Origin of the sequence: Cupriavidus necator (genome assembly GCF_040578825.1) — a bacterium.
Lineage (GTDB): Bacteria > Pseudomonadota > Gammaproteobacteria > Burkholderiales > Burkholderiaceae > Cupriavidus > Cupriavidus necator_E.
Window position 1 is genome coordinate 20,994 of the sequence record NZ_JBEFLI010000067.1, and the last position, 19,045, is coordinate 40,038.

Consider the following 19,045-nt stretch of genomic DNA (forward strand, 5'->3'; position numbering starts at 1 on the left):
TCAGGTTGGGGAATCGATCGGCGTGGCCAGGCCCATCGGCAGGATGAACCCCGCCTCGCGGAAGTCCCACAACGTGGCCCGCTCGCCGGCGTGCGTGAGCGTGGCGACACGGGAATCGTCGATGGCGCCGATCTGGGCGCAGGCAATGCCGCGATCGAGGAAGCGGCGTTCGACCGCCCGCGCATCGTCGTCATCGACGGCCAGCAGGAAGCCATAGCTGGGGAACGCCGTCAGCCATCGCTCCAGCGGCACGCCATCGGGCCGGGGAATGCGCTCCAGCGCAATGCTGGCGCCCACCCCGGAGCATTCGAGCAGCATCAGCGCGGTGCCGAGCGCACCCGCCATGCTGATGTCCTTGGCCGCGGCGCAAAGGCCGTCTTCGGCCAGCACCGGCAAGAGTTCGAGATCCGCGCGCAGTCGTTCGCCCGGTGCGCCCGTCGAGGCGTTCCAGAACGGGTACGGCTCCGCGAACGCGCCGCGCAGGTCCACCGCCATCAACAGGCGCTGGCCGGGACGCGCGTCGAAACTCGACAGCAGCTTGCGCGCCCGGCCAACGATCGCCACGGCAAGCTGGTTTTGTTCGCTGCGCGCATTGCTGTGGCCCCCGACGATCGGCACGCCATAGGCGGCAGACGCCGCGGCCATGCCCTTGAGCACCTCGGCGGCATCGGCGGCGCCATGGCTCCATAGCGCATCGACCACGGCTGTCGGCCTGCCGCCCATCGCATAGATATCGCTGATGTTGACCATGACCGCGCTGTAGCCGGCGAACCACGGCATGGTGCGGATGAAATCACTGACCAGTCCTTCGATGGCGAACAGCAGGTAGCCGTCGCCATCCCGCCATGCCGCGCAGTCGTCGCCGACATCGACAGCCATGGCGGCGTTGCGTCCGGCGGCCGCGGCGCCAAGCGGCGACAGCATGGCCGGGATATCGGTCTTATGCGCAAAGCCGCGGCTGCTGCGTAGCGTGTGTACGAGATCGTCGAGGCTCATCGCACTGCCCTGCCTTCGGTAATCAGGCCCGCGTGCGGGGTGTGGCAAGGCGGGTAATGGTTCAGGTCTGCCTGCATTAGGTGGTGAGGCCGCCCGAGCAGCGTCTCCTCTGCCAGGACGTGCCAATGCAAGCGCCTGAACAAGGGGACGTTCTGGCTCTGCACGTGCGCAAGGAAGCGCCGGCAGCCGATCGCGTGGGCGCTGCTCACCGCCAGGCGGATCAGCGTCGCACCGATCTTGCCCTGGCTTCGGTATGCCGCATCCACCGCAAGCCGCGAGCCGAACCACACGCCCGGCTCGCTTTCATGGATGCGAACGGTGCCGACCACGGTGCCCGGATGGCCCGGCAACTCCGGCTCGAACCGCACCGCCACCAGCAGTTGCGCCACGTCGTCCACCGCGTCCCGGTCGTCGCCCGCGAAGATGCCTTGCTCCTCGCAGAACACGGCCTGGCGCAGGCGATAGGCCTGCGCCGCCTCCCAGGCGTGCTCGGCCCAGCGGATGCGGAACATCGGGATGCCTGGCACCTCGACGCAGAAATCGCTTTTCATGCTGTCGCTCCGTCGGTCGCGAGTGCCGCCTCGCGCTCGTAGGTGGCCAGCGACGAGCACGCGCCGCACTTTCCGCAACCTGCCTTGATATCGGACGAGCGCATGCCGGCGTCGCTCAGCATGGCGCCGAGCGGCTGCAGGATCGACTGCATGAAGGCCGGCGACGGTGCCGGGTGGTCCTCCAGCGGCGTGCCGGAGATCGGCACGAAGGGCACCACGAAGGGATACACCCCGAGTTCGATCAGCTCGCGCGAGATCGACAGGATGGCTTCCGCGGTGTCGCCGAGTCCCGCGAGGATGTAGGTGCTGACCTGCCCCCTGCCGAACACGGCGACAGCGGCCTTGAAGGACTCCATGTAACGGCTCAGCGGCACTGACGCCTTGCCTGGCATGATGCGCTCGCGCACCGTCGGCGTGACGACCTCGAGGTGCATGCCGAGCGTGTCGATGCCGGCGGCCTTCATGCGTTCGAACCAGCGGTCGTCGTCGGGCGGCTCGCACTGAGCCTGGATCGGCAAGTCGACCGCGGCCTTGATGGCGAAGGCGCTCTCGCAAAGAATAGCCGCGCCCCGGTCCTGCGTCGGCGGCGTGCCGGTGGTCAGCACCATATGCCTGACGCCGTCGAGGAGCACCGCGGCGCGCGCCACTTCGGCCAGTTGCTCCGGCGTCTTGCGCGCAATCGTGCGGCCCGCCGCCAGCGACTGGCCGATCGAGCAGAACTTGCAGGTCTTCTTGCGGCTCTCGTAGCGGATGCAAGTCTGCAGCACCGTGGTGGCCAGCACATCGGCGCCATGCAGCGTGGCGATATGCGAGTACGGGATTCCCTCCAGCGTCTGCAGCGCATAGAAACGCGGCGCCTTCGGAAAGCTGATGCTGGCAATCGGGATGGTTCCGCGCATGAGTGCGCTGCGCCCCGTTCCGTCGGGCGCCTGCGCCACGAACGGCGAGTGCCAGGCGGTGCTGGTATGCACCGGCACCATGATGGTCACGCCGTCGATGGTGACCGCCTTGTGGTCGGACGGACCCGCCCCGCCGCGCCGGCTGGCCGCGCCGGCATTCGGATCTTCCAGGCGCAGCCCGACGGACTGCAGCTCAGTCATCAATTGCCGGCTCGAAGCCGGCACGGTCTCGCTGGATGTCATCGTGAATGCTCCCATGGAAGTTGGAGAAGGCGCCTGCCATCGGCACTGCCGTCGCCGCCGGCCGCTCATTGATGGCCAGGCTTAGCAGTTCCGGGCGCGCGTAGTGGCCCACCGAATCCATCATTCGCTTGCGCTTGGTGATGAGCGACATGTCAAGGTCGGCAATGACCATGCCCTCACCCTCGCGCAACGGCGGCGCCAGGTGCTGCCCCTCCGGCGAGATGATTGCGGTGTTGCAGCCGCCACGCAGCGCCTTCTGCAGCGCCGGATCGGTGGTCACAGAGGCGATCTGCGCTTCGGTCAGCCAGCCGGTGGCGTTGACGACGAAGCAGCCGGATTCCAGCGCGTGATGCCGGATCGTGACTTCGATCTGCTCGGCAAAGATCGGCCCGACCAGCGAGCCCGGGAACTGGCTGCAGTGGATTTCCTCGTGCTGGGTCATCAGCGCATAGCGGGCCAGCGGGTTGTAGTGCTCCCAGCACGCCAGCGCGCCGACGCGGCCGATCGCGGTGTCCGCGACCTTCAGGCCGGCCGCATCGCCCTGCCCCCAGATCATCCGTTCGTGAAAGGTGGGCGTGATCTTGCGGCGCTTGACCGCGAGGTTGCCCTCGGTGTCGAAGATGAGCTGCGTGTTGTACAGGCTGCCGTGGTCGCGCTCGTTCACGCCGAGCACCACCACCATGCCGTGCCAGCGTGCGCGACCGGCGACGGCATCGGTGACCGGGCCGGGCACCACCACGGCCTGCTCGTACAGCCGCATGTGGTCGCTGCCGGAATGCACCGGCGGCCGTACGAAGGAGAAGTACGGGTAGTACGGCACGAAGGTCTCCGGGAAGACGATCAGCTGCACGCCTTTCCCGGCGGCCTCGTCGATCGCGTCGCAGACCTTGGCCAGCGTGCCTTCGCCGCTCTCGAGGTCGGGCGCGATCTGAACCGCGGCCGCGCGCACAATGGGTTTCTGTGACATGGTGGCACCTGCCCTTTTGCTCAGACCGTCCAGGTGTCGATGATCAGCGCGTTCTCCTTGCGGTGCAGCAGCTTGAGGTCGAGCACATCGAGCGGATTGATCGGGCGGATGCCCTCGATCAGCGAGGCCTCGCCGTGGCCGTACAGGGCCTGCAGGGCGAAGCGGCAGGCGTAGACCTTGCCGCCCTCAGCCATAAACTTGGTGAGCTGCTTGTTGAAGTTCATGTGGCCGGGGAATGCTTCGTCGCCAAGCGTCGGGAAGCCGCGCTGAACGCCAAGGTTGACGCCGGGGCCGTAGAGCAGGATCGAAGTCTCGAAGCCCTTGCGCAGCAGGCGCGTGGCCTGCAGCATGTTGACGAAGCCGATCGAGCCTTCGAAGGCGACGGTGTGGAATGTCACCAGCGCCTTCTCGCCGGCTTCTGCCTTTACGTCCTCGAATACCTTCTCTTCATAGTCGACCAGGAAATCGCCGTTCTTGTGGGCCGGTTTGCTGACAGCAGGCATGCTTCTCTCCGTTGCGTTGATGGGGCAGTGCGGTCGATCGATCCCATGCCGATCGACCGTTCGGCGCCAGGCCGAACACGCCAACATCCGCAACCGATGTGCCACGCAATGCCCGCAGTCATGCGATCAATCTCCAATCAAGGCGAAGCCGACCAAATGATCGGCCCAATGATCGCAACGGCTTTGGCCATGGATGCCACCAAAGGCGCACAACGCACGCCATGACGGCTTCGCCACAATGCACGTTTTTGAACGGGAGCAAGCCGCCTGGGTGCGCACACGTGGTGCATGAGCGTTGATATCGCACCATCATTGAGAACTTCAGATGCGATCGCCTGCGTGGCTTGGTAAGCGATCATTCGGGTGCTACCCTCAGGGCACGAATTCCATCGCATCGCGCAGCGGGAGACCATGGTGTCCAACCTGACCAGCCATTGGCTAAAGCGTATCGCCGGCAGTGCAAAGCCGGCCTATCTGCTGATTCCGGACCTGATCGAGGAGGCGCTGGCCGACGGCCAGCTGCGCGCGCGCGACCGGCTGCCGCCGCTGCGCGACCTGGCCGAAGCGCTGCAACTGAACTACACCACCGTGGCGCGCGGCTACAGCGAAGCGAGGAAGCGGGGATTGATCGACACCAAGACAGGAAGCGGCACTTACGTGCGCGGACGCGCGCCCGCGATGCCGCTGCGCGGCGGCACGGGTGCGGAGATGACCATGAACATGCCGCCTGAGCCGCCCACGATGACAGCGCGGCTTCGTGCCGCCATGGCGCAACTGCTGGAGGCTGCCGATCCCTACACGCTGCTGCGCTACCAGGACTTCGGCGGAACCCCGGCCGATCGCTCGGTCGCCGCGAAATGGCTGCGCCGCTGGGCGCCGGCGTGCAGCGCGGACACCGTGCTGGTCACGCCCGGCATCCACAGCGCGCTGGTCGCACTGCTGTCGCAGCTCGCGCGCCCGGCCCAGACCATCTGTGCCGACGCGCTGGCCTACCCTGGCATCAAGGCCATCGCCGCGCAGCTCAATATCCAGCTACAGGCGCTCCCGGGCGACGAGGATGGCCCGTTCGCCCACGCCTTCGAAGCCATGTGCAAGGCGCAGAAGCCAGCGGCGCTCTATTGCAACCCGACCATCCAGAACCCGAGCACGCGCACCATGCCGCAGGCACGCCGCGAGCAGCTCGCCGAAGTCGCGCTGCGCTACAGCGTGCCGATCATCGAGGACGATGCCTACGGCATGCTGCCGCTGCGGGCACCGCAGTCGTTTGCCGCGCTCGCCCCGGAACTCACGTATTACATCACCGGCCTGTCCAAGTGCCTGGGCGCCGGACTGCGGATCGCATTCCTGAACGCCCCCACTGCCCGGCAGGCACAGCGCCTGGCTGGCACCCTGCGGGCAACGACGGTGATGGCGAGCCCCATCAACACACTGCTCGCTACATCCTGGATCAAGGACGGAACGGTAGACGACATGCTCAAGGCCATCCGCGCCGAAAGCGCGGCGCGGCAGCTGATTGCGCGCCAGGTGCTCGAGGGCCTGGCCTATGACGCGGACCCGGAGGGCTTTCACCTGTGGCTGCCAATCCCGGCGGATTCAGCATGGAGCCCGTCGGAACTGGCGCTGCACCTGCGCTCGCGCGGCATCGGCGCGGTGTCGGCCGCCGCCTTCTCGACCGACGGCAACCCGCCCGATGCGATTCGTGTCTGCCTGGGCGGCCCGAGCGAGCGTGATGAGATCGAGGAGTCGCTGCGGATCATCGCGGAAACGCTCGACAACCCGCATCACTTGCATTCCGCGATGTTGTAGTCAATCACACCGACGCCACAGGGAAATGTTTCCAATCGGTCCTGAGGGCGTCGGTGGCGTTTCGACCCAGTGCACGACACTGTGATAGCCATGTGCGATACAGCGACGACAGTGACGAAACGTCGCGCTCGCATCCGCTTGGCCGGGCCTTATGCGGAACCGGCCATGATGTGACATTGCAATACGGCTATCCCCGACCAGCGGCCATCAACCGTTCTGCCCCGGCACCCACCACCGCTGCAGGCGCCGCGCGGCGCTGTCGAGCAGATAGCCAACGGCCCCGATCACGATCACCGTGGCAAGCAGCTCCGAATAGGCGAGCCGGTCGCGCGTATCGAGGATGAAGTAGCCCAGGCCGGCGTTGACCCCCAGCATTTCGGCCGGCACCAGCACGATCCATACGACGCCGATGGATAGCCGCAAGCCGGTCAGGACATGGCCAACGACACCGGGCAGCACCACGCGTGAGCATCTCCATAGGCGTGGCGGCCAGGCTGCGCGCCAGCATGACCCAGCGCGCATCCAGTGTCCTGACTCCCGCAGCCGTATTGAGCACCACCGGCCAGACGCCGGCGAAGGCGAGCAAGAACAGCACCGAGCGGTCGCCCACGCCGAAGACCACCACCACCACCGGCATCCACGATAGTGGTGAGATCATGCGCAGGAACTGGAACGCCGGCGACAGCGCACTGTCCACCGCGCGTGCCGCGCCCACCAGCAACCCTAGCGGCACACCAACGGTCAGCGCCATGCCCAGGCCGACCAGCACACGCCGCATGCTGACCCATGTATGCACCAGGAAGTCGTGCTGCTGCAGCAAGGCCGCCAGGCTCGCCAACGTGGCGGTCGGACTGAAGCGCTGTGCCATCAGGCCGCCCTCGTAAGTGGCCAACCACCAGGCCACGCAGAGGACCGCCATGCCGGAAAGGCCCAGCGGCAATGCGGCAACCTGTGCCGAGCGACTGGAGGCGGTCACGCTACGATCTCTTCCTGTCGCGTAAAGGCCTCGGTGATGCCGAACGCGTTGAGCCCGCCGACCTCGGCGATGGCCCTGCGCACAAAGCGGTCATCAACCAGCTCGCGCGCCGCGCGCTGGGGATCGAGCGATGCCAGGAAGGCGTTGTTGCCTTCGATCAGCGTGCTTTTCAGGCGGCGCACCAGTTCCTCGGTGTAGCTGGGATAGGGATAGGGCTGGAAGTCGATGCGTCGTTCATTCCAGCCGGCATGGCGGATTGCGCCGCTCGCCAGGTAGCGGACGCGATCCGCCGGATCGGGCGCCAGCACCTTGCGCAGCGCTTCAAGCGAATGCGGTGTGTATTTGTTCGGCCCGTCCTTGGACAACAGTTGCGCTGCCTCGGCGCGGTTCTCCTGCGTCCAGCGCTGCGCCTTCACCACAGCGCTGACCACCTTCTGCGACCATTCCGGCCGCCGGTCCAGGTCATGCTGGTGCATGAACACTACGCAGCAGGCGTGGTTGCGCCATACGTCGCCCGTAAAGCGCAGGATCTTGCCGATGCCCAGCGCCTCGGCCGCCGCGTTGAACGGCTCGGCGACGATATAGCCCTCGATCTGGCGCGATGCCAGCGCGGGCGGCATGTCCGACGGCGCCATCACCATCAGGTTGACCTCCTGCGGCGACACCGCCCCGGCCTTGCGCGCCACCGGGGTAAGCCCTTGCTGCTTAAGCATGGCCTGCAGCACGATGTTATGGATGAAATACCAGAATGGGATAGCCACGGTCTTGCCACCGAGATCGCGCAGCGAGTTCACCTGTGTCGCGACAGTCAGCCCCGATCCGCCGACGTGATTCCAGGCCACTACCTTGGCCGGGACTTGGCTGCCGAAGCGGGCCCAAATCGTCATCGGCGAAAGCAGGTGCACCACGTTGACCTGGCCGGAGATAAACGCCTCCACCAATTGAGCCCAGCTGCGCAGCAGTGTCGGCTTTTCCGCCTGGATGCCGTCCTTCTCGAAGTAGCCGTTGCGATGCGCCACCAGCAGTGGTGTGGCGTCTGTGATCGGCAGATAGCCGATGCGCACCGGCGCATCGGGTTCCGCAGCGGCCCGGGTGTTAAGCGAATGAAGCAGTGGCAGTGCCCCGCTGGCCGTGAACATTGCGGACAGCTTGAGCCATTCACGCCGCGACATTGGTACCTGGCACATGGTGTTCCTCGGAGTTGTGGAATTGGGTGGATGACATCGCACTGGGCGCACGCGGTGCCGCAAGCTGGCGCAAACGGCGCACGATGTCGGCGCGCAGGTGGCCCAAGGCGTCGAGGTCGGCATCGCGTCGCGATGAAGAGTCCAGTTCCCACGTATGGACAATGCGTGCCGGGGCGCCAGCTGCGCCGCCCAACAGCAAGATGCGGTCCGACAGCAGCAAAGCCTCGTCCAGATCGTGCGTAATCAGCAGGGTCGCAGGCCCCTGCGCCGCGACGATCTCTCGCAGAAGCAACTGCATATCGGCGCGCGTAACTTCGTCCAACGCGCCGAACGGCTCATCGAGCAGCAGCACGCGCGGCCGCCGCGCCATACAGCGGGCCAGCGCCACGCGCTGAGCCATGCCACCGGACAGCTGCGACGGATACAGGTGGTGCGCATGGGCAAGGCCCACCGCGGCGAGCATCTCCTTCACGCGCGCCTGCCGCTCTGGCCGGGACAGCGCGCGCTGCCGCCTGAAATCAAGCCCGAACGCCACGTTCTGCTCCACCGACAGCCAGGGCAGCAGGCAAGGATCCTGAAACGCGACGGCGATGCGGGGGTGCGCGCCGCGCAAGGGGTTTCCCTCCATCCCGAGCTCGCCGGCGGTTGCCTTCTGCAGGCCCGCCAGCACCCTTAATAGGCTGGATTTCCCTGCACCGCTGGGGCCCACTACCGACACCACCCCACCCGCCCGCAATTCCAGATCGACGCCGTCGAACACCGTGTGGCCATTGCCGCTGGCATAGGCGAGCGATAAGCCGTGCGCGCGCAAGGTTGGCGCCGTCATGCCGCATCCCGCTGCGCGGCGCGTGCGAGCTCCGTGCGCAACTGCACCAGGCTCGGTGTGACGATGGGCAGGAAGGCGGCTTCGCGCCAGCGGCGTGGCAAACCGTCGTGCCTGCTGTTCAGATAGCCCGCCCCGCCACGCGCCTGCACTTCCAGTTGCAGCGCCTGCGTGGCCAGGTCAACCAGCTCGATGCGCAAGGCGAACAGCTTGCGGGGGGCGTCGAGGAACGCGCAACCGTCCACACCCGCCAGCAGTGCATCGGTGGCCCGCGCCAGCGAGGCCTCCAGCACGTCGATGTCGTTACCTAGGATCGAGCGCCCCGCGTCCTCGCGGGCGCGCGCTGACTGCAGGCTCGCGCGCGCAAGCCCGATCGACAGGCCGCATTGCATGCCGAGGAATGCCGGACGCACACGCGGCAAATAGACCTGCGCATCGTCGTGCAGCAGCCACCCGCTGCCGGATGGCGTGCCCTGGAAGCGCAGCGAAGCGGTATGCGTGCCGCGCAATCCGATCAGGTCGAGGTCGCCACTGCGGTGCGTGCCCGTCGGATCTCTATCACCAGCGCTGGCGCCTGGAGGAGGCCTTCAAACGCCTCAAACACCGCATGGCACTCGAACATCTGTCCGGCCTCTCACAGTTGGCCGCCAAGCAGGACTTCGGCGCCAAAATCCTCAGCGACAACCTGCACGCCCTATGCTGCCTCAGCGCCGCGCAGGAACATGAAGTTGACTCGGATCATCGCATCAACCGAACCTTCGCCATCACCGCTCTCAAACCTGTCCTGTCAGCGGCGCTGCTCGGCTTGCGCTGGGCCAAGGCTGCTCTGAATGAGACCTTGGCCTTGATCGCAACACGTCCCCTCACCCAAAGGAAACCACCTCCTTTACATCTCGAAACCCCACCACAAACCGATCTTGTTAAAAGGCGAGGCTCCTTATAGGGTGGATTGGGTTGGGACTAGGTATCCAGATTCAATCTGGTCCTATGGGGGGTGCTGTCGCATAGTAAGCCAACATCGCATCGGTGCCGATCCTGCCTCCCTTCGTCGGCCCACTGGCTTCGATGATCAACCGCATGGTTCGCTCGCACCGTTGCGATAGCGATCAGCGCAGTCCGCCTGCAGAGCATAGGCCCTTGTCTTTCCACGACCCTTGATATCCGCATGCGGTAGCTTCGACGACATAGCCGGTTCAGACAACCATCTCGACCCCCGACGTTGGCCGGCGCGCCAGCAACGCCGCCAATTTCCTCAGCGCCAGCGACAGCTGCGCGTGATTGTCCACACCGCCAAGCGAGATGCGGATGGCATTGGGCGCGTCGGGCCCGTCCCAGAACGCGTCGGAAGGCGTGACCCGAAGGTCTTCCGCCAGCGCGGCACGGGTGAGCTGCTGCGCTGACCACTGCGCGGGCAGGCGGTGCCAGACGTGGATGGCGCTGGGTGGCAGCTGGCCGATTCCACTTAGCCATCGGCTGGCCAAGGCACGGCGCGCGAGCGCTTCGGCACGGATGCCTTCGAGCAGTTGCATGGCGGAGCCGTCATGGATCCATTGCGTGGCCAGGGCCGCCGTCATGGGGGCGGCCATCAGCGCAAAGGCGCGCAGCGGCGCCAGCAGATCGTCGCTGGCCCGGCCTTCGGGCAACAGCACATACGCGGTGCGCAGTCCCGGGCTCAGCGCCTTGGACAGCGTCGCGACGTAGTAGGTGCGCGCGGGCGCCAAGCTCGCAATCGGAGGCGGCGCGGACGGCGTCAGCAGCCAGTAGGCGTCGTCCTCGAGCAGCGCGATATCGCAGTGCTGCGCCGCCTGCGCCAGCTCGGCCCGGCGCGAGGCCGGGATGGTGTGGGTGGTGGGGTTCTGCGCCGTCGGGTTGAGGTAGGCCAGCGTGGCCCCCTGGGCGCGTGCCGCGGCGAGCGCGTCGGGCCGCATCCCGTCCGCGTCGCACGGCGCGATCAGCGCGCGCCGGCCCAGCTGCGCCGCCGCGGCGCGGATGCCCGGATAGGCCAGCGGCTCGGTCACGATCGCCTCGCCAGGCCGGGTGCGGCTGAGGATCACGGCGGCCAGCGCGGCCTGGGCGCCGGGACATACCACCAGCCGCGCGGTGTCCACTTGCCCGAATATCGGCGCAAGCCAGAGCGCCCCGGCCGCGCGGTCCGCGGCACTGCCGCCGCCTAGCTGGTAGGTCATCAGCAGGTGCGGGTCGCTGCGCAACAGGACCTGGTTCAGGCCACGCCGCAACAGGTCCTGGAAATCCACGCCAGCTGGCGGCGGCGGCACGTTCATGCTCATGTCGACCACCCGCGCCAGTTCCGCGCGCGGCGCGGCGATGAAGGTCCCGAGCGCGCCCCTGGACTCGATCAGCTGGCGCCGCCTGGCCTCGTTATAGGCGCGAGTGACCGTGGTCAGGTCGACGCCGAGGGCTTGCGCCAGGCTGCGCTGCGGCGGCACGCGGTCGCCGGCCACGAGCCGGCCCTCGCCGATGGCTTGCTCGATGTAATCGACGATCTGCAGGTAGCGCGCGACGCCAGAGGTGGTGATCCGCAGATCCCATCCGACCGCGGTGTCGGCATCTTGTATGGATCCAGTCGCCAAAATTTTCCTCGATGTATGGCCTTTGTCTTCGAATAGCATGCCAGACATTGCCGAAGGAATCCATACAAGCCACGCCCGCGCGGAGCTGACGCAGCACTTGAATCGGAGCGCGTGGCCGGATGCCTTCGGTAATCCGTAACCAAGGTGTCCGACATGCTCAAACCTACCGCCGGGCCGGCAAACCAGAACCGACAAGGCCCGCTGCCCCCCTCCTCTCCCAGCCTCGGCCGGACGCTCGCGCCGGGGCGCCGCATCGGCGCGTGGCTGCTGGCCGCCGGCCTGAGCGCCCTGCTCAGCGGCTGCAACCTCGAACTGCTCAATCCCAAGGGCAGCATCGGCGAACAGGAGAAATCGCTGATTCTGGTTGCGCTGTTCGTCATGCTGATGGTCGTCATCCCGGTGATCGTGCTGACACTGTGGTTTGCCTGGCGCTATCGCGAAAGCAATACGCGCGCAACGTATGCGCCCCGGTGGTCGCACTCGACCAGGATCGAGATCGTGGTGTGGGGCATCCCGTGCGCGATCGTGGCCTGCCTGGCCGTGCTGATCTGGGATTCGACGCACAAGCTCGACCCGTATCGCCCGCCGGAGTCGGAGGTCAAGCCGCTGCAGGTCGACGTCATCGCGCTGAACTGGAAATGGCTGTTCATCTATCCCGAGTACGGCGTTGCCTCGGTGAACCAGCTTGCCATCCCGGTCGGCACGCCGGTCAACTTCCGGCTGACCTCGGAATCGATGATGAACGCCTTCTTCATCCCGCAGCTTGGCAGCATGGTCTACACCATGGCCGGCATGCAGACCCGCCTGCACCTGATTGCCGAGTCTCCGGGCATCTATCTCGGCCAGTCCGCCGCCTACAGCGGCGCGGGCTTTTCCGACATGCATTTCAAGACCCTGGCCACCTCGCGCGAGGAGTTCGACGCGTGGGTCGGCAAGGCCCGCGCTTCGGCCCAGGCGCTCGATGCGAACACCTACCGCGCGCTGGAGCAGCCCAGCAGCAAGAACCCGGTCACGCTGTACACATCGGTGGCGCCGAAGCTGTTCGATCAGGTAGTCGACAAGTACATGCAGGCCTACGGCGCAGTGTGCCGCGCGGACACCCCCGAATCTCTGCAGGCCTTCCAGCGCGTCCCGCCGGCGCTGCCCGGCCGCATGGAGCAATGACATGCTAGGAAAACTCAACCTCGAGGCCATCCCCTACCACGAGCCGATCATCATGGGGACGCTGGCGGTGGTAATCGTGCTAGGCGCTGCGCTGCTCGGCGCCATCACCTACTACCGCAAGTGGAAATACCTGTGGACCGAATGGATCTGCTCGGTTGATCACAAGAAGGTCGGGGTGATGTACATCATCCTGGCGCTGGTCATGCTGCTGCGCGGCTTTGCCGACGCGATCCTGATGCGCACGCAGCAGGCCATCGCCTACGGCGATGCCGCGGGCTACCTGCCGCCGCACCACTACGACCAGATCTTCACCGCGCACGGCGTGATCATGATCTTCTACGTCGCCACGCCACTGGTGGTGGGACTGATGAACGTGATCGTGCCGCTGCAGATCGGCGCGCGCGACGTGGCCTTCCCGTTCGTCAACTCGCTCAGCTTCTGGCTGTCGGCCATGGGCGCCGTGCTGGTGATGCTGTCGATGTTCGTCGGCGATTTTGCCGCGACCGGCTGGGTGGCCTACCCGCCGTTGTCCGAACTCGGCTACAGCCCGACCGTCGGCGTCGACTACTACATCTGGTCATTGCAGATATCCGGGCTCGGCACCACGCTGACCGGCATCAACTTCATCGTCACCATCCTGCGCATGCGCGCGCCGGGCCTGACGCTGATGAAGATGCCGGTGTTCACCTGGACCGCGCTGATCACCAACATCCTGATCGTCGCCATCTTCCCGGTGCTGACCGCCACGCTGGCCCTGCTCACCGCCGACCGCTACCTCGGCATGCATTTCTTCACCAACGAGCTGGGCGGCAACGCCATGATGTACGTGAACCTGATCTGGATCTGGGGCCACCCCGAGGTCTATGTGCTGATCCTGCCCGCGTTCGGCGCGTTCTCGGAAATCATCGCCACGTTCTCGCGCAAGCCGCTGTTCGGCTACAAGTCAATGGTCTATGCGACCTCGTCGATCGGCGTGCTGTCGTTCTTCGTCTGGCTGCACCACTTCTTCACCATGGGCTCGGGCGCCAACGTCAACGCCTTCTTCGGCATCATGACGTCGATCATCTCGATTCCGACCGGCGTCAAGCTGTTCAACTGGCTGTTCACCATGTACCGGGGCCGGATCCGCTTCCATAGCGCGACCATGTGGACCATCGGGTTCATGGTGACGTTCGCGGTCGGCGGCATGACCGGCGTGCTGCTGGCGGTCCCGGGCGCCGACTTCGTGCTGCACAACAGCCTGTTCCTGGTGGCCCACTTCCATAACGTGATCATCGGTGGCGTGCTGTTCGGCTGCCTGGCGGCGATCAGCTTCTGGTTCCCGAAGGTGTTCGGCTTCAAGCTCAACGAGTTCTGGGGCAAGGTCTCGTTCTGGTGCTGGCTGAGCGGCTTCTTCCTGGCCTTCATGCCGCTCTACGTGCTGGGCTTCAAGGGCATGACCCGCCGGATGAACCACTACGGCAACGTCGACTGGCATCCTTACCTGGTGGTGGCGATGGTCGGTGCCTTCGTCATCGGCGCGGGCATCCTGGCGATGATGGTGCAGCTGGCCGTCAGCATCCGCGACCGCAAGCAGAACCGGGACCTGACCGGCGACCCGTGGGACGGCCGCAGCCTGGAATGGTCGACCGCCTCGCCGGCGCCGTTCTACAACTTCGCCAAAGTGCCGCACATCACCTCGCTGGAGCAGCACTGGGACGACAAGGAGGCCGGCCGCGCATGGTGCCAGCCGGCGCGCTACGAGGACATCCACATGCCCCGCCCCACCGCGGCCGGCTTCCTGGTGTCGGTGTTCGGGCTGGTGTTCTGCTTTGCGCTGGTCTGGCATATGTGGCTGGTCGCCGTTGCCGGGCTGGCCGGCGCGATCGTGACCTTCGTGCGGCGCAGCTACGACCGCAACATGGACTACTACGTCCCGGCCGCCGAAGTCGAGCGCATCGAACGCGCCCGCTACGCCCAACTGCAGCAAGCTGCCTGACCCATGAATCCGACCCTATCCCCGACGCTGCCCCTCCCGGGCCACGACGCCGCACACGCATCCGCACACGCCGCCGACCACGGCCATCACGATGCCGGCGCCCATACCACACTGGGCTTCTGGCTCTACCTGATGAGCGACTGCCTGATCTTCGCGGTGCTGTTCGCCACCTTTGGCGTGCTGTCCGCCAACACCGCGGGCGGGCCAGGCGGCCAGCAGCTGTTCGAGCTGCCGTTCGTGTTCGCCGAGACCATGGTGCTGCTGCTGAGCAGCTACACCTTCGGCCTGGCCATGCTGCGGCAGGACGCCAATGCCGCGCCGCGCATGGTCCGCTGGCTGGCGGCCACCTTCGTGCTGGGCGCGCTGTTCGTCGCCATGGAGGTCTACGAGTTCGCCCACCTGCTGCACCAAGGCGCCGGCCCCGGCGTCAGCGCCTACCTGTCGGCCTTCTTCACGCTGGTCGGCACGCACGGCCTGCACGTCACCGCTGGCCTGTTCTGGCTGGCCGTGATGATCCACCAGATCCGGCGTTTCGGCCTCGATGACATCGTGCGCCGCCGGCTGGCGTGCCTGAGCCTGTTCTGGCACTTCCTCGACCTGGTGTGGATTTGCGTGTTTACCTTCGTCTACCTGCGGGAGTTCGCATGAAGCCGTCCCATCTGCATGCTGTCCATGCGGGCGAGCACGCCGTCCACGGCAGCGTGCGCCGCTACACCATCGGCCTGCTGCTGTCGATGGCGCTGACCGTGGCCTCGTTTGCCACGGTGATGACCGGCGCCTTGCCGAGCCACACCGCGATCGCGCTGGTGGTGGGACTGTGCGTCGCACAGCTGCTGGTGCAGCTGGTGTACTTCCTGCACCTTGGCACCGGTCCCGGCCAGCGCGGCAATACCGTCATCTTTGCCTGCACCGGCTTCCTGATCGTGATAGTCGTTGCCGGCTCGCTTTGGGTGATGCACAACGCCGACCTCAACATGATGCCGACCGGCATGTCGATCGAACGGGCACGGGCCAAAGACTAGCGCGCCGGCGCGAGGAGACCTTCACCATGTATGTCTATGACGAGATCGACCAGAGACTGGTCGACGAACGGGTCGCGCAGTTCACCGACCAGACCCGCCGCTTCCTCGATGGCGAGCTCGACGAGGAAGAGTTCCGCGTGCTGCGGCTGCAGAATGGCCTCTACATCCAGCGCCATGCTCCCATGCTGCGCGTGGCCATCCCCTACGGCATGCTGTCGTCGATGCAGCTGCGCAAGCTGGCGCAGATCGCGCGCCGCTGGGACCGTGGCTACGGCCACTTCAGCACGCGGCAGAACCTGCAGTTCAACTGGCCTCGCCTGGAAGACGCGCCGGCCATCCTGGCAGAACTCGCCACCGTGCAGATGCATGCCATCCAAACCAGCGGCAACTGCATCCGCAATACCACCACCGACCACTTCGCCGGCATCGCGCCCGACGAGCTGGTCAACCCGCTGGTGTGGTGCGAGATCGTGCGGCAATGGTCGATGCTGCACCCGGAGTTCGCCTACCTGCCGCGCAAGTTCAAGATCGCAATCAGCGGCGCGACGACCGACCGGGCCGCGGTTGGCGTGCACGACATCGGGCTGCAGGCGGTAGAGCAAGGCGGCCAGATCGGCTTTCGGGTGTGGGTCGGCGGCGGCATGGGGCGCACGCCGATGGTCGGTAAGCTGATCAACCCCTTCGTCGCGTGGCAGGACCTGCTGACCTACCTGCAGGCCACGCTGCGCGTCTACAATCTGCACGGCAGGCGCGACAACAAGTACAAGGCCCGCATCAAGATCCTGGTGAAGGACCTCACGCCCGAGGTCTTCCGCGAACAGGTCGCGGAGCAGTGGCAGCGCATCCGCGGTGGCCCGGATACCGTCACCGAGGACTTTGTCGCGATGGTGGCGGCGCCGTTCACGGTGCCGCCGTATGACCCCGCCGCGGAGCACGATGCCGACCAGAGCGCCGAACTGGCGCGGACTGACCGCGCATTCCGGCTCTGGCTGCGCAGCAACGTCCATCCGCACCGCATACCGGGCTACGCCGCGGTGACCGCATCGCTCAAGGCCACCGGCCAGGCCCCCGGCGACATCAGTGCCGACCAGATGGAACTGATGGCCGACCTCGCCGACCGCCACGGCTTTGGCGAGATGCGCGTCTCGCATGAACAGAACCTGGTGCTTGCCGACGTGCGGCGCAGCGGCCTGCCCGCGCTGTGGCGCGCGCTCGATGCCGTCGGCCTCGCCACGCCCAACGTCGGCAGAATCACCAATATCATCGCCTGCCCTGGCGGCGACTTCTGCTCGCTCGCCAATGCGGTGTCGATTCCGCTGGCGCAGGCGATCCAGGAGCGGTTCGAGGATCTGGACCATGTGCACGACATCGGCGAGCTCGACCTCAACATCTCGGGCTGCATCAACTCGTGCGGACACCACCATGTCGGCCATATCGGCATCCTTGGCGTCGACAAGGCCGGCGAGGCCTGGTACCAGGTCACCATTGGCGGCCGTCAGAACGGCGCCAACAGCCAGGACGGCGGCGGCGGCGCGGCGATCGGCCGCATCATCGGCCCCTCTTTCGCGCAGGAGGAGGTGCCGGACGTGATCGAGAAGCTGATCGGCATCTACCTCGTGCACCGCGACAGCGATGCCGAGCGCTTCGTCGACGTAGTCTCGCGGATCGGCCTGGAACCGTTCCAGGCGGCCGTGTACCCGGACGGCGGCAAGCGCGGCGCGGCGGTGCGCTAGCCCGGGCGCATCCGTGTGGAGATGACCGATGCTTGCCCTGCCCAGCGCCAGCCCCGAAGAACTATGGTGTGCGATCGCCGGCCTCTCCGCCGAGCAACTGCACACCATCATCGATATCGCCAATGCCTCGCCAGGGCCGACGGACGACCTCGATTCGTTCAGGCGCCGCATTGCCGGCGTGTTCGGCAATGTCGCCGGCTTCGCTTCGGCGCCGCCGCCGGAACCGATCGTGCGCGAGATGTGGGAAAAATACCGACGCTGAACTGGAACGGCGCATCATGACGATGCGACGGCGTCCAGCTTCCTGCCATGTCCCTTCACCCGGCTCCTGCCGTACTGCTCGCTCGCAGGGAATGACGATCCAGGGATGTCCGCAAACGATCTGGCGCCCCCGGTGATGTGGTCCGCATCCGGTCCGACATACTTCGTATGACCCGGATAGTGCTGCGCCAGTAGGGAATCGTCGCCCAAGGCGATTGGCTGGATCTTCTCGCCGCCCCTGAACCTCGACGTTGCTGTTGAAGAACGAGGTTCGTGCGACCCAGGCTCAACATTCGTGCGACCGTTGCATTTTTTCGCTCGGCATTCATGCGCCTGTATCGTTCCCATGCGAAACAAGCTCCCGGTGGGGCGTTGCGTGCGCTCTTCGAAGCAGCTGATCAAAATTACCAAGGTAATAGAGATTCCAGTACCAGGTAGTTTCAAGCTTGCCGGGATGTTGCTCGCACATTGAAAAGGCCGGATCCAGCCACTCAAGTTTCCAGAATGGCGAACTGACATCGGCAGGATTCAGGATCAAACACGGATAGCAATACCGTAAGCGACGTCTTTCGTAGATCCAACCGATTGGGGTCTGCATGGCTCTCAGGCGATCCACGCTTACGCGGGTTAGCTTTGAGAGACGTTCCAAGGTCGCGATCGGCACTGGCGGAAACAGTAGCCATTTCCTTTGCGTCAGGGTTGGCATCGGACCGAGATCTGCGTGCGTCCAAAGCTGTTCAACCGTCATGGAGCACTTTCCAGCGAGTCGTCCCAGCCAGCCTCCAAATGCCTCCCCATCAAAGGGACGCGGCGCAATGGGCCACGGCCTTGGCTGGTTAGAGCATGCAACTCCGGACGTGTTCAATGTGTGAGACATCAATCATTTCCCTTCCATCGCGGATCGCAAGCTCAGTGGCAGAATTCAAAAGCCGCGAGACCTCACCGGTCAATCCTCCGCTCGCCCCCAGAACCGCCGAGACAACCTCTCTTCTCGACAGGTTTGACGGCCGCCGCAAAGGAAGAATGCGCTCGAATGCCGCCATGAGGCCTCGGAAGGCTTCCGACTCCTGCCATCGAGGCGTCTCGAAGCGCGCAAAGCGACTGCTCATTTGCGCATCGGTCTGCAGTGCAAACTCAGCATCCTGCGTTCCCACAAGGACAATCGTCATCTGGAGATCGTTGGCGAGAAATTTGAGCAGGTTCAGTGAGGCGCGCTGCTCGCGATAACTTCCCGCCAAGAGGTGATGCACTTCATCGACAACCAGCATGCGCGGTGAAACTTCCCGTAGCACCTCGCGACTCAGATTCTCGAGCACGCTGAGCTTCGCTGCTGCGTTGAATGGCG

At 65.7% G+C, this 19,045-nt stretch carries 19 protein-coding genes and 1 pseudogene; 8 read left to right on the top strand and 12 right to left on the bottom strand.

Annotated elements, in window-relative coordinates:
• From AB1I47_RS26310 to AB1I47_RS26330, 5 genes are read right to left on the bottom strand one after another with little or no spacing between them, the layout of a single operon-like run.
• Positions 1-996: a sll0787 family AIR synthase-like protein gene (locus AB1I47_RS26310; protein WP_354686636.1), complete on the bottom strand. Its 996-nt coding sequence runs from the start codon at positions 994-996 to the stop codon at positions 1-3.
• Complete coding sequence (locus AB1I47_RS26315; protein ID WP_354686637.1) at positions 993-1,547, bottom strand: MSMEG_0567/Sll0786 family nitrogen starvation N-acetyltransferase; 555 nt, start codon at positions 1,545-1,547, stop codon at positions 993-995. The genes AB1I47_RS26310 and AB1I47_RS26315 overlap by 4 nt, the downstream gene beginning before the upstream one ends.
• Positions 1,544-2,689 carry an MSMEG_0568 family radical SAM protein gene (locus tag AB1I47_RS26320; RefSeq protein ID WP_354686638.1) on the bottom strand — a complete coding sequence of 382 codons (1,146 nt, stop codon included), beginning with the start codon at positions 2,687-2,689 and terminating at the stop codon, positions 1,544-1,546. Before AB1I47_RS26320 ends, AB1I47_RS26315 begins: the two co-directional genes overlap by 4 nt.
• Complete coding sequence (locus AB1I47_RS26325; RefSeq protein WP_354686639.1) at positions 2,640-3,656, bottom strand: Nit6803 family nitrilase; 1,017 nt, start codon at positions 3,654-3,656, stop codon at positions 2,640-2,642. Before AB1I47_RS26325 ends, AB1I47_RS26320 begins: the two co-directional genes overlap by 50 nt.
• Before the next feature lie 20 nt (positions 3,657-3,676).
• On the bottom strand, positions 3,677-4,159 hold the full coding sequence (locus tag AB1I47_RS26330) for an MSMEG_0572/Sll0783 family nitrogen starvation response protein (protein ID WP_354686640.1): 483 nt from the start codon (positions 4,157-4,159) through the stop codon (positions 3,677-3,679).
• Between the two features lie 414 nt (positions 4,160-4,573).
• Between AB1I47_RS26330 and AB1I47_RS26335 the strand changes: the two genes are divergently transcribed.
• A complete protein-coding gene (locus tag AB1I47_RS26335; protein WP_354686656.1) occupies positions 4,574-5,965 on the top strand; it encodes an aminotransferase-like domain-containing protein in 1,392 nt (463 codons plus the stop codon).
• Positions 5,966-6,172: 207 nt separating this feature from the next.
• Here the strand turns inward: AB1I47_RS26335 and AB1I47_RS26340 are convergent.
• The 4 genes and pseudogenes from AB1I47_RS26340 to AB1I47_RS26355 all read right to left on the bottom strand — a co-directional run bounded on the left by AB1I47_RS26340 (position 6,173) and on the right by AB1I47_RS26355 (position 9,460).
• Positions 6,173-6,884: pseudogene (locus AB1I47_RS26340) on the bottom strand (ABC transporter permease).
• Between the two features lie 53 nt (positions 6,885-6,937).
• Complete coding sequence (locus AB1I47_RS26345; RefSeq protein WP_354686641.1) at positions 6,938-8,128, bottom strand: ABC transporter substrate-binding protein; 1,191 nt, start codon at positions 8,126-8,128, stop codon at positions 6,938-6,940.
• On the bottom strand, positions 8,100-8,954 hold the full coding sequence (locus AB1I47_RS26350; protein ID WP_354686642.1) for an ABC transporter ATP-binding protein: 855 nt from the start codon (positions 8,952-8,954) through the stop codon (positions 8,100-8,102). The genes AB1I47_RS26345 and AB1I47_RS26350 overlap by 29 nt, the downstream gene beginning before the upstream one ends.
• Complete coding sequence (locus AB1I47_RS26355) at positions 8,951-9,460, bottom strand: hypothetical protein (RefSeq protein WP_354686643.1); 510 nt, start codon at positions 9,458-9,460, stop codon at positions 8,951-8,953. Before AB1I47_RS26355 ends, AB1I47_RS26350 begins: the two co-directional genes overlap by 4 nt.
• Before the next feature lie 98 nt (positions 9,461-9,558).
• Between AB1I47_RS26355 and AB1I47_RS26360 the strand changes: the two genes are divergently transcribed.
• Positions 9,559-9,894: a hypothetical protein gene (locus AB1I47_RS26360; protein WP_354686644.1), complete on the top strand. Its 336-nt coding sequence runs from the start codon at positions 9,559-9,561 to the stop codon at positions 9,892-9,894.
• 250 nt (positions 9,895-10,144) lie between these two features.
• Here the strand turns inward: AB1I47_RS26360 and AB1I47_RS26365 are convergent, their stop codons facing one another.
• Positions 10,145-11,545, bottom strand: a complete 1,401-nt coding sequence (locus AB1I47_RS26365; protein ID WP_407935915.1) for an aminotransferase-like domain-containing protein — start codon at positions 11,543-11,545, stop codon at positions 10,145-10,147.
• A gap of 150 nt (positions 11,546-11,695) precedes the next feature.
• Between AB1I47_RS26365 and cyoA the strand changes: the two genes are divergently transcribed.
• The 6 genes from cyoA to AB1I47_RS26395 are packed head-to-tail and all read left to right on the top strand — an operon-like array spanning position 11,696 to position 17,701.
• A complete protein-coding gene (gene cyoA, locus AB1I47_RS26370) occupies positions 11,696-12,706 on the top strand; it encodes a ubiquinol oxidase subunit II (RefSeq protein WP_354686646.1) in 1,011 nt (336 codons plus the stop codon).
• A gap of 1 nt (position 12,707) precedes the next feature.
• Positions 12,708-14,684: a cytochrome o ubiquinol oxidase subunit I gene (gene cyoB / locus AB1I47_RS26375; protein WP_354686647.1), complete on the top strand. Its 1,977-nt coding sequence runs from the start codon at positions 12,708-12,710 to the stop codon at positions 14,682-14,684.
• A gap of 3 nt (positions 14,685-14,687) precedes the next feature.
• Positions 14,688-15,332 (top strand): cytochrome o ubiquinol oxidase subunit III, encoded by a 645-nt coding sequence (cyoC, locus tag AB1I47_RS26380; RefSeq protein WP_354686648.1) that lies wholly within the window; start codon positions 14,688-14,690, stop codon positions 15,330-15,332.
• Positions 15,329-15,706, top strand: a complete 378-nt coding sequence (cyoD, locus tag AB1I47_RS26385) for a cytochrome o ubiquinol oxidase subunit IV (RefSeq protein ID WP_354686649.1) — start codon at positions 15,329-15,331, stop codon at positions 15,704-15,706. Before cyoC ends, cyoD begins: the two co-directional genes overlap by 4 nt.
• A 26-nt stretch (positions 15,707-15,732) precedes the next feature.
• Entirely contained in the window at positions 15,733-17,439 is a 1,707-nt protein-coding gene (locus AB1I47_RS26390; RefSeq protein ID WP_354686650.1) for a nitrite/sulfite reductase, read from the top strand.
• A 28-nt stretch (positions 17,440-17,467) separates the two neighbouring features.
• Positions 17,468-17,701, top strand: a complete 234-nt coding sequence (locus AB1I47_RS26395) for a hypothetical protein (RefSeq protein ID WP_354686651.1) — start codon at positions 17,468-17,470, stop codon at positions 17,699-17,701.
• A gap of 324 nt (positions 17,702-18,025) precedes the next feature.
• On the opposite strand, the gene AB1I47_RS26400 is transcribed toward AB1I47_RS26395, so the two are convergent.
• On the bottom strand, positions 18,026-18,577 hold the full coding sequence (locus tag AB1I47_RS26400) for a TniQ family protein (RefSeq protein WP_354686652.1): 552 nt from the start codon (positions 18,575-18,577) through the stop codon (positions 18,026-18,028).
• Positions 18,537-19,045, bottom strand: a 509-nt coding sequence (locus tag AB1I47_RS26405; RefSeq protein WP_354686653.1) for a TniB family NTP-binding protein, incomplete at its 5' end; no start/stop codon positions are given. The genes AB1I47_RS26400 and AB1I47_RS26405, both read right to left, overlap by 41 nt.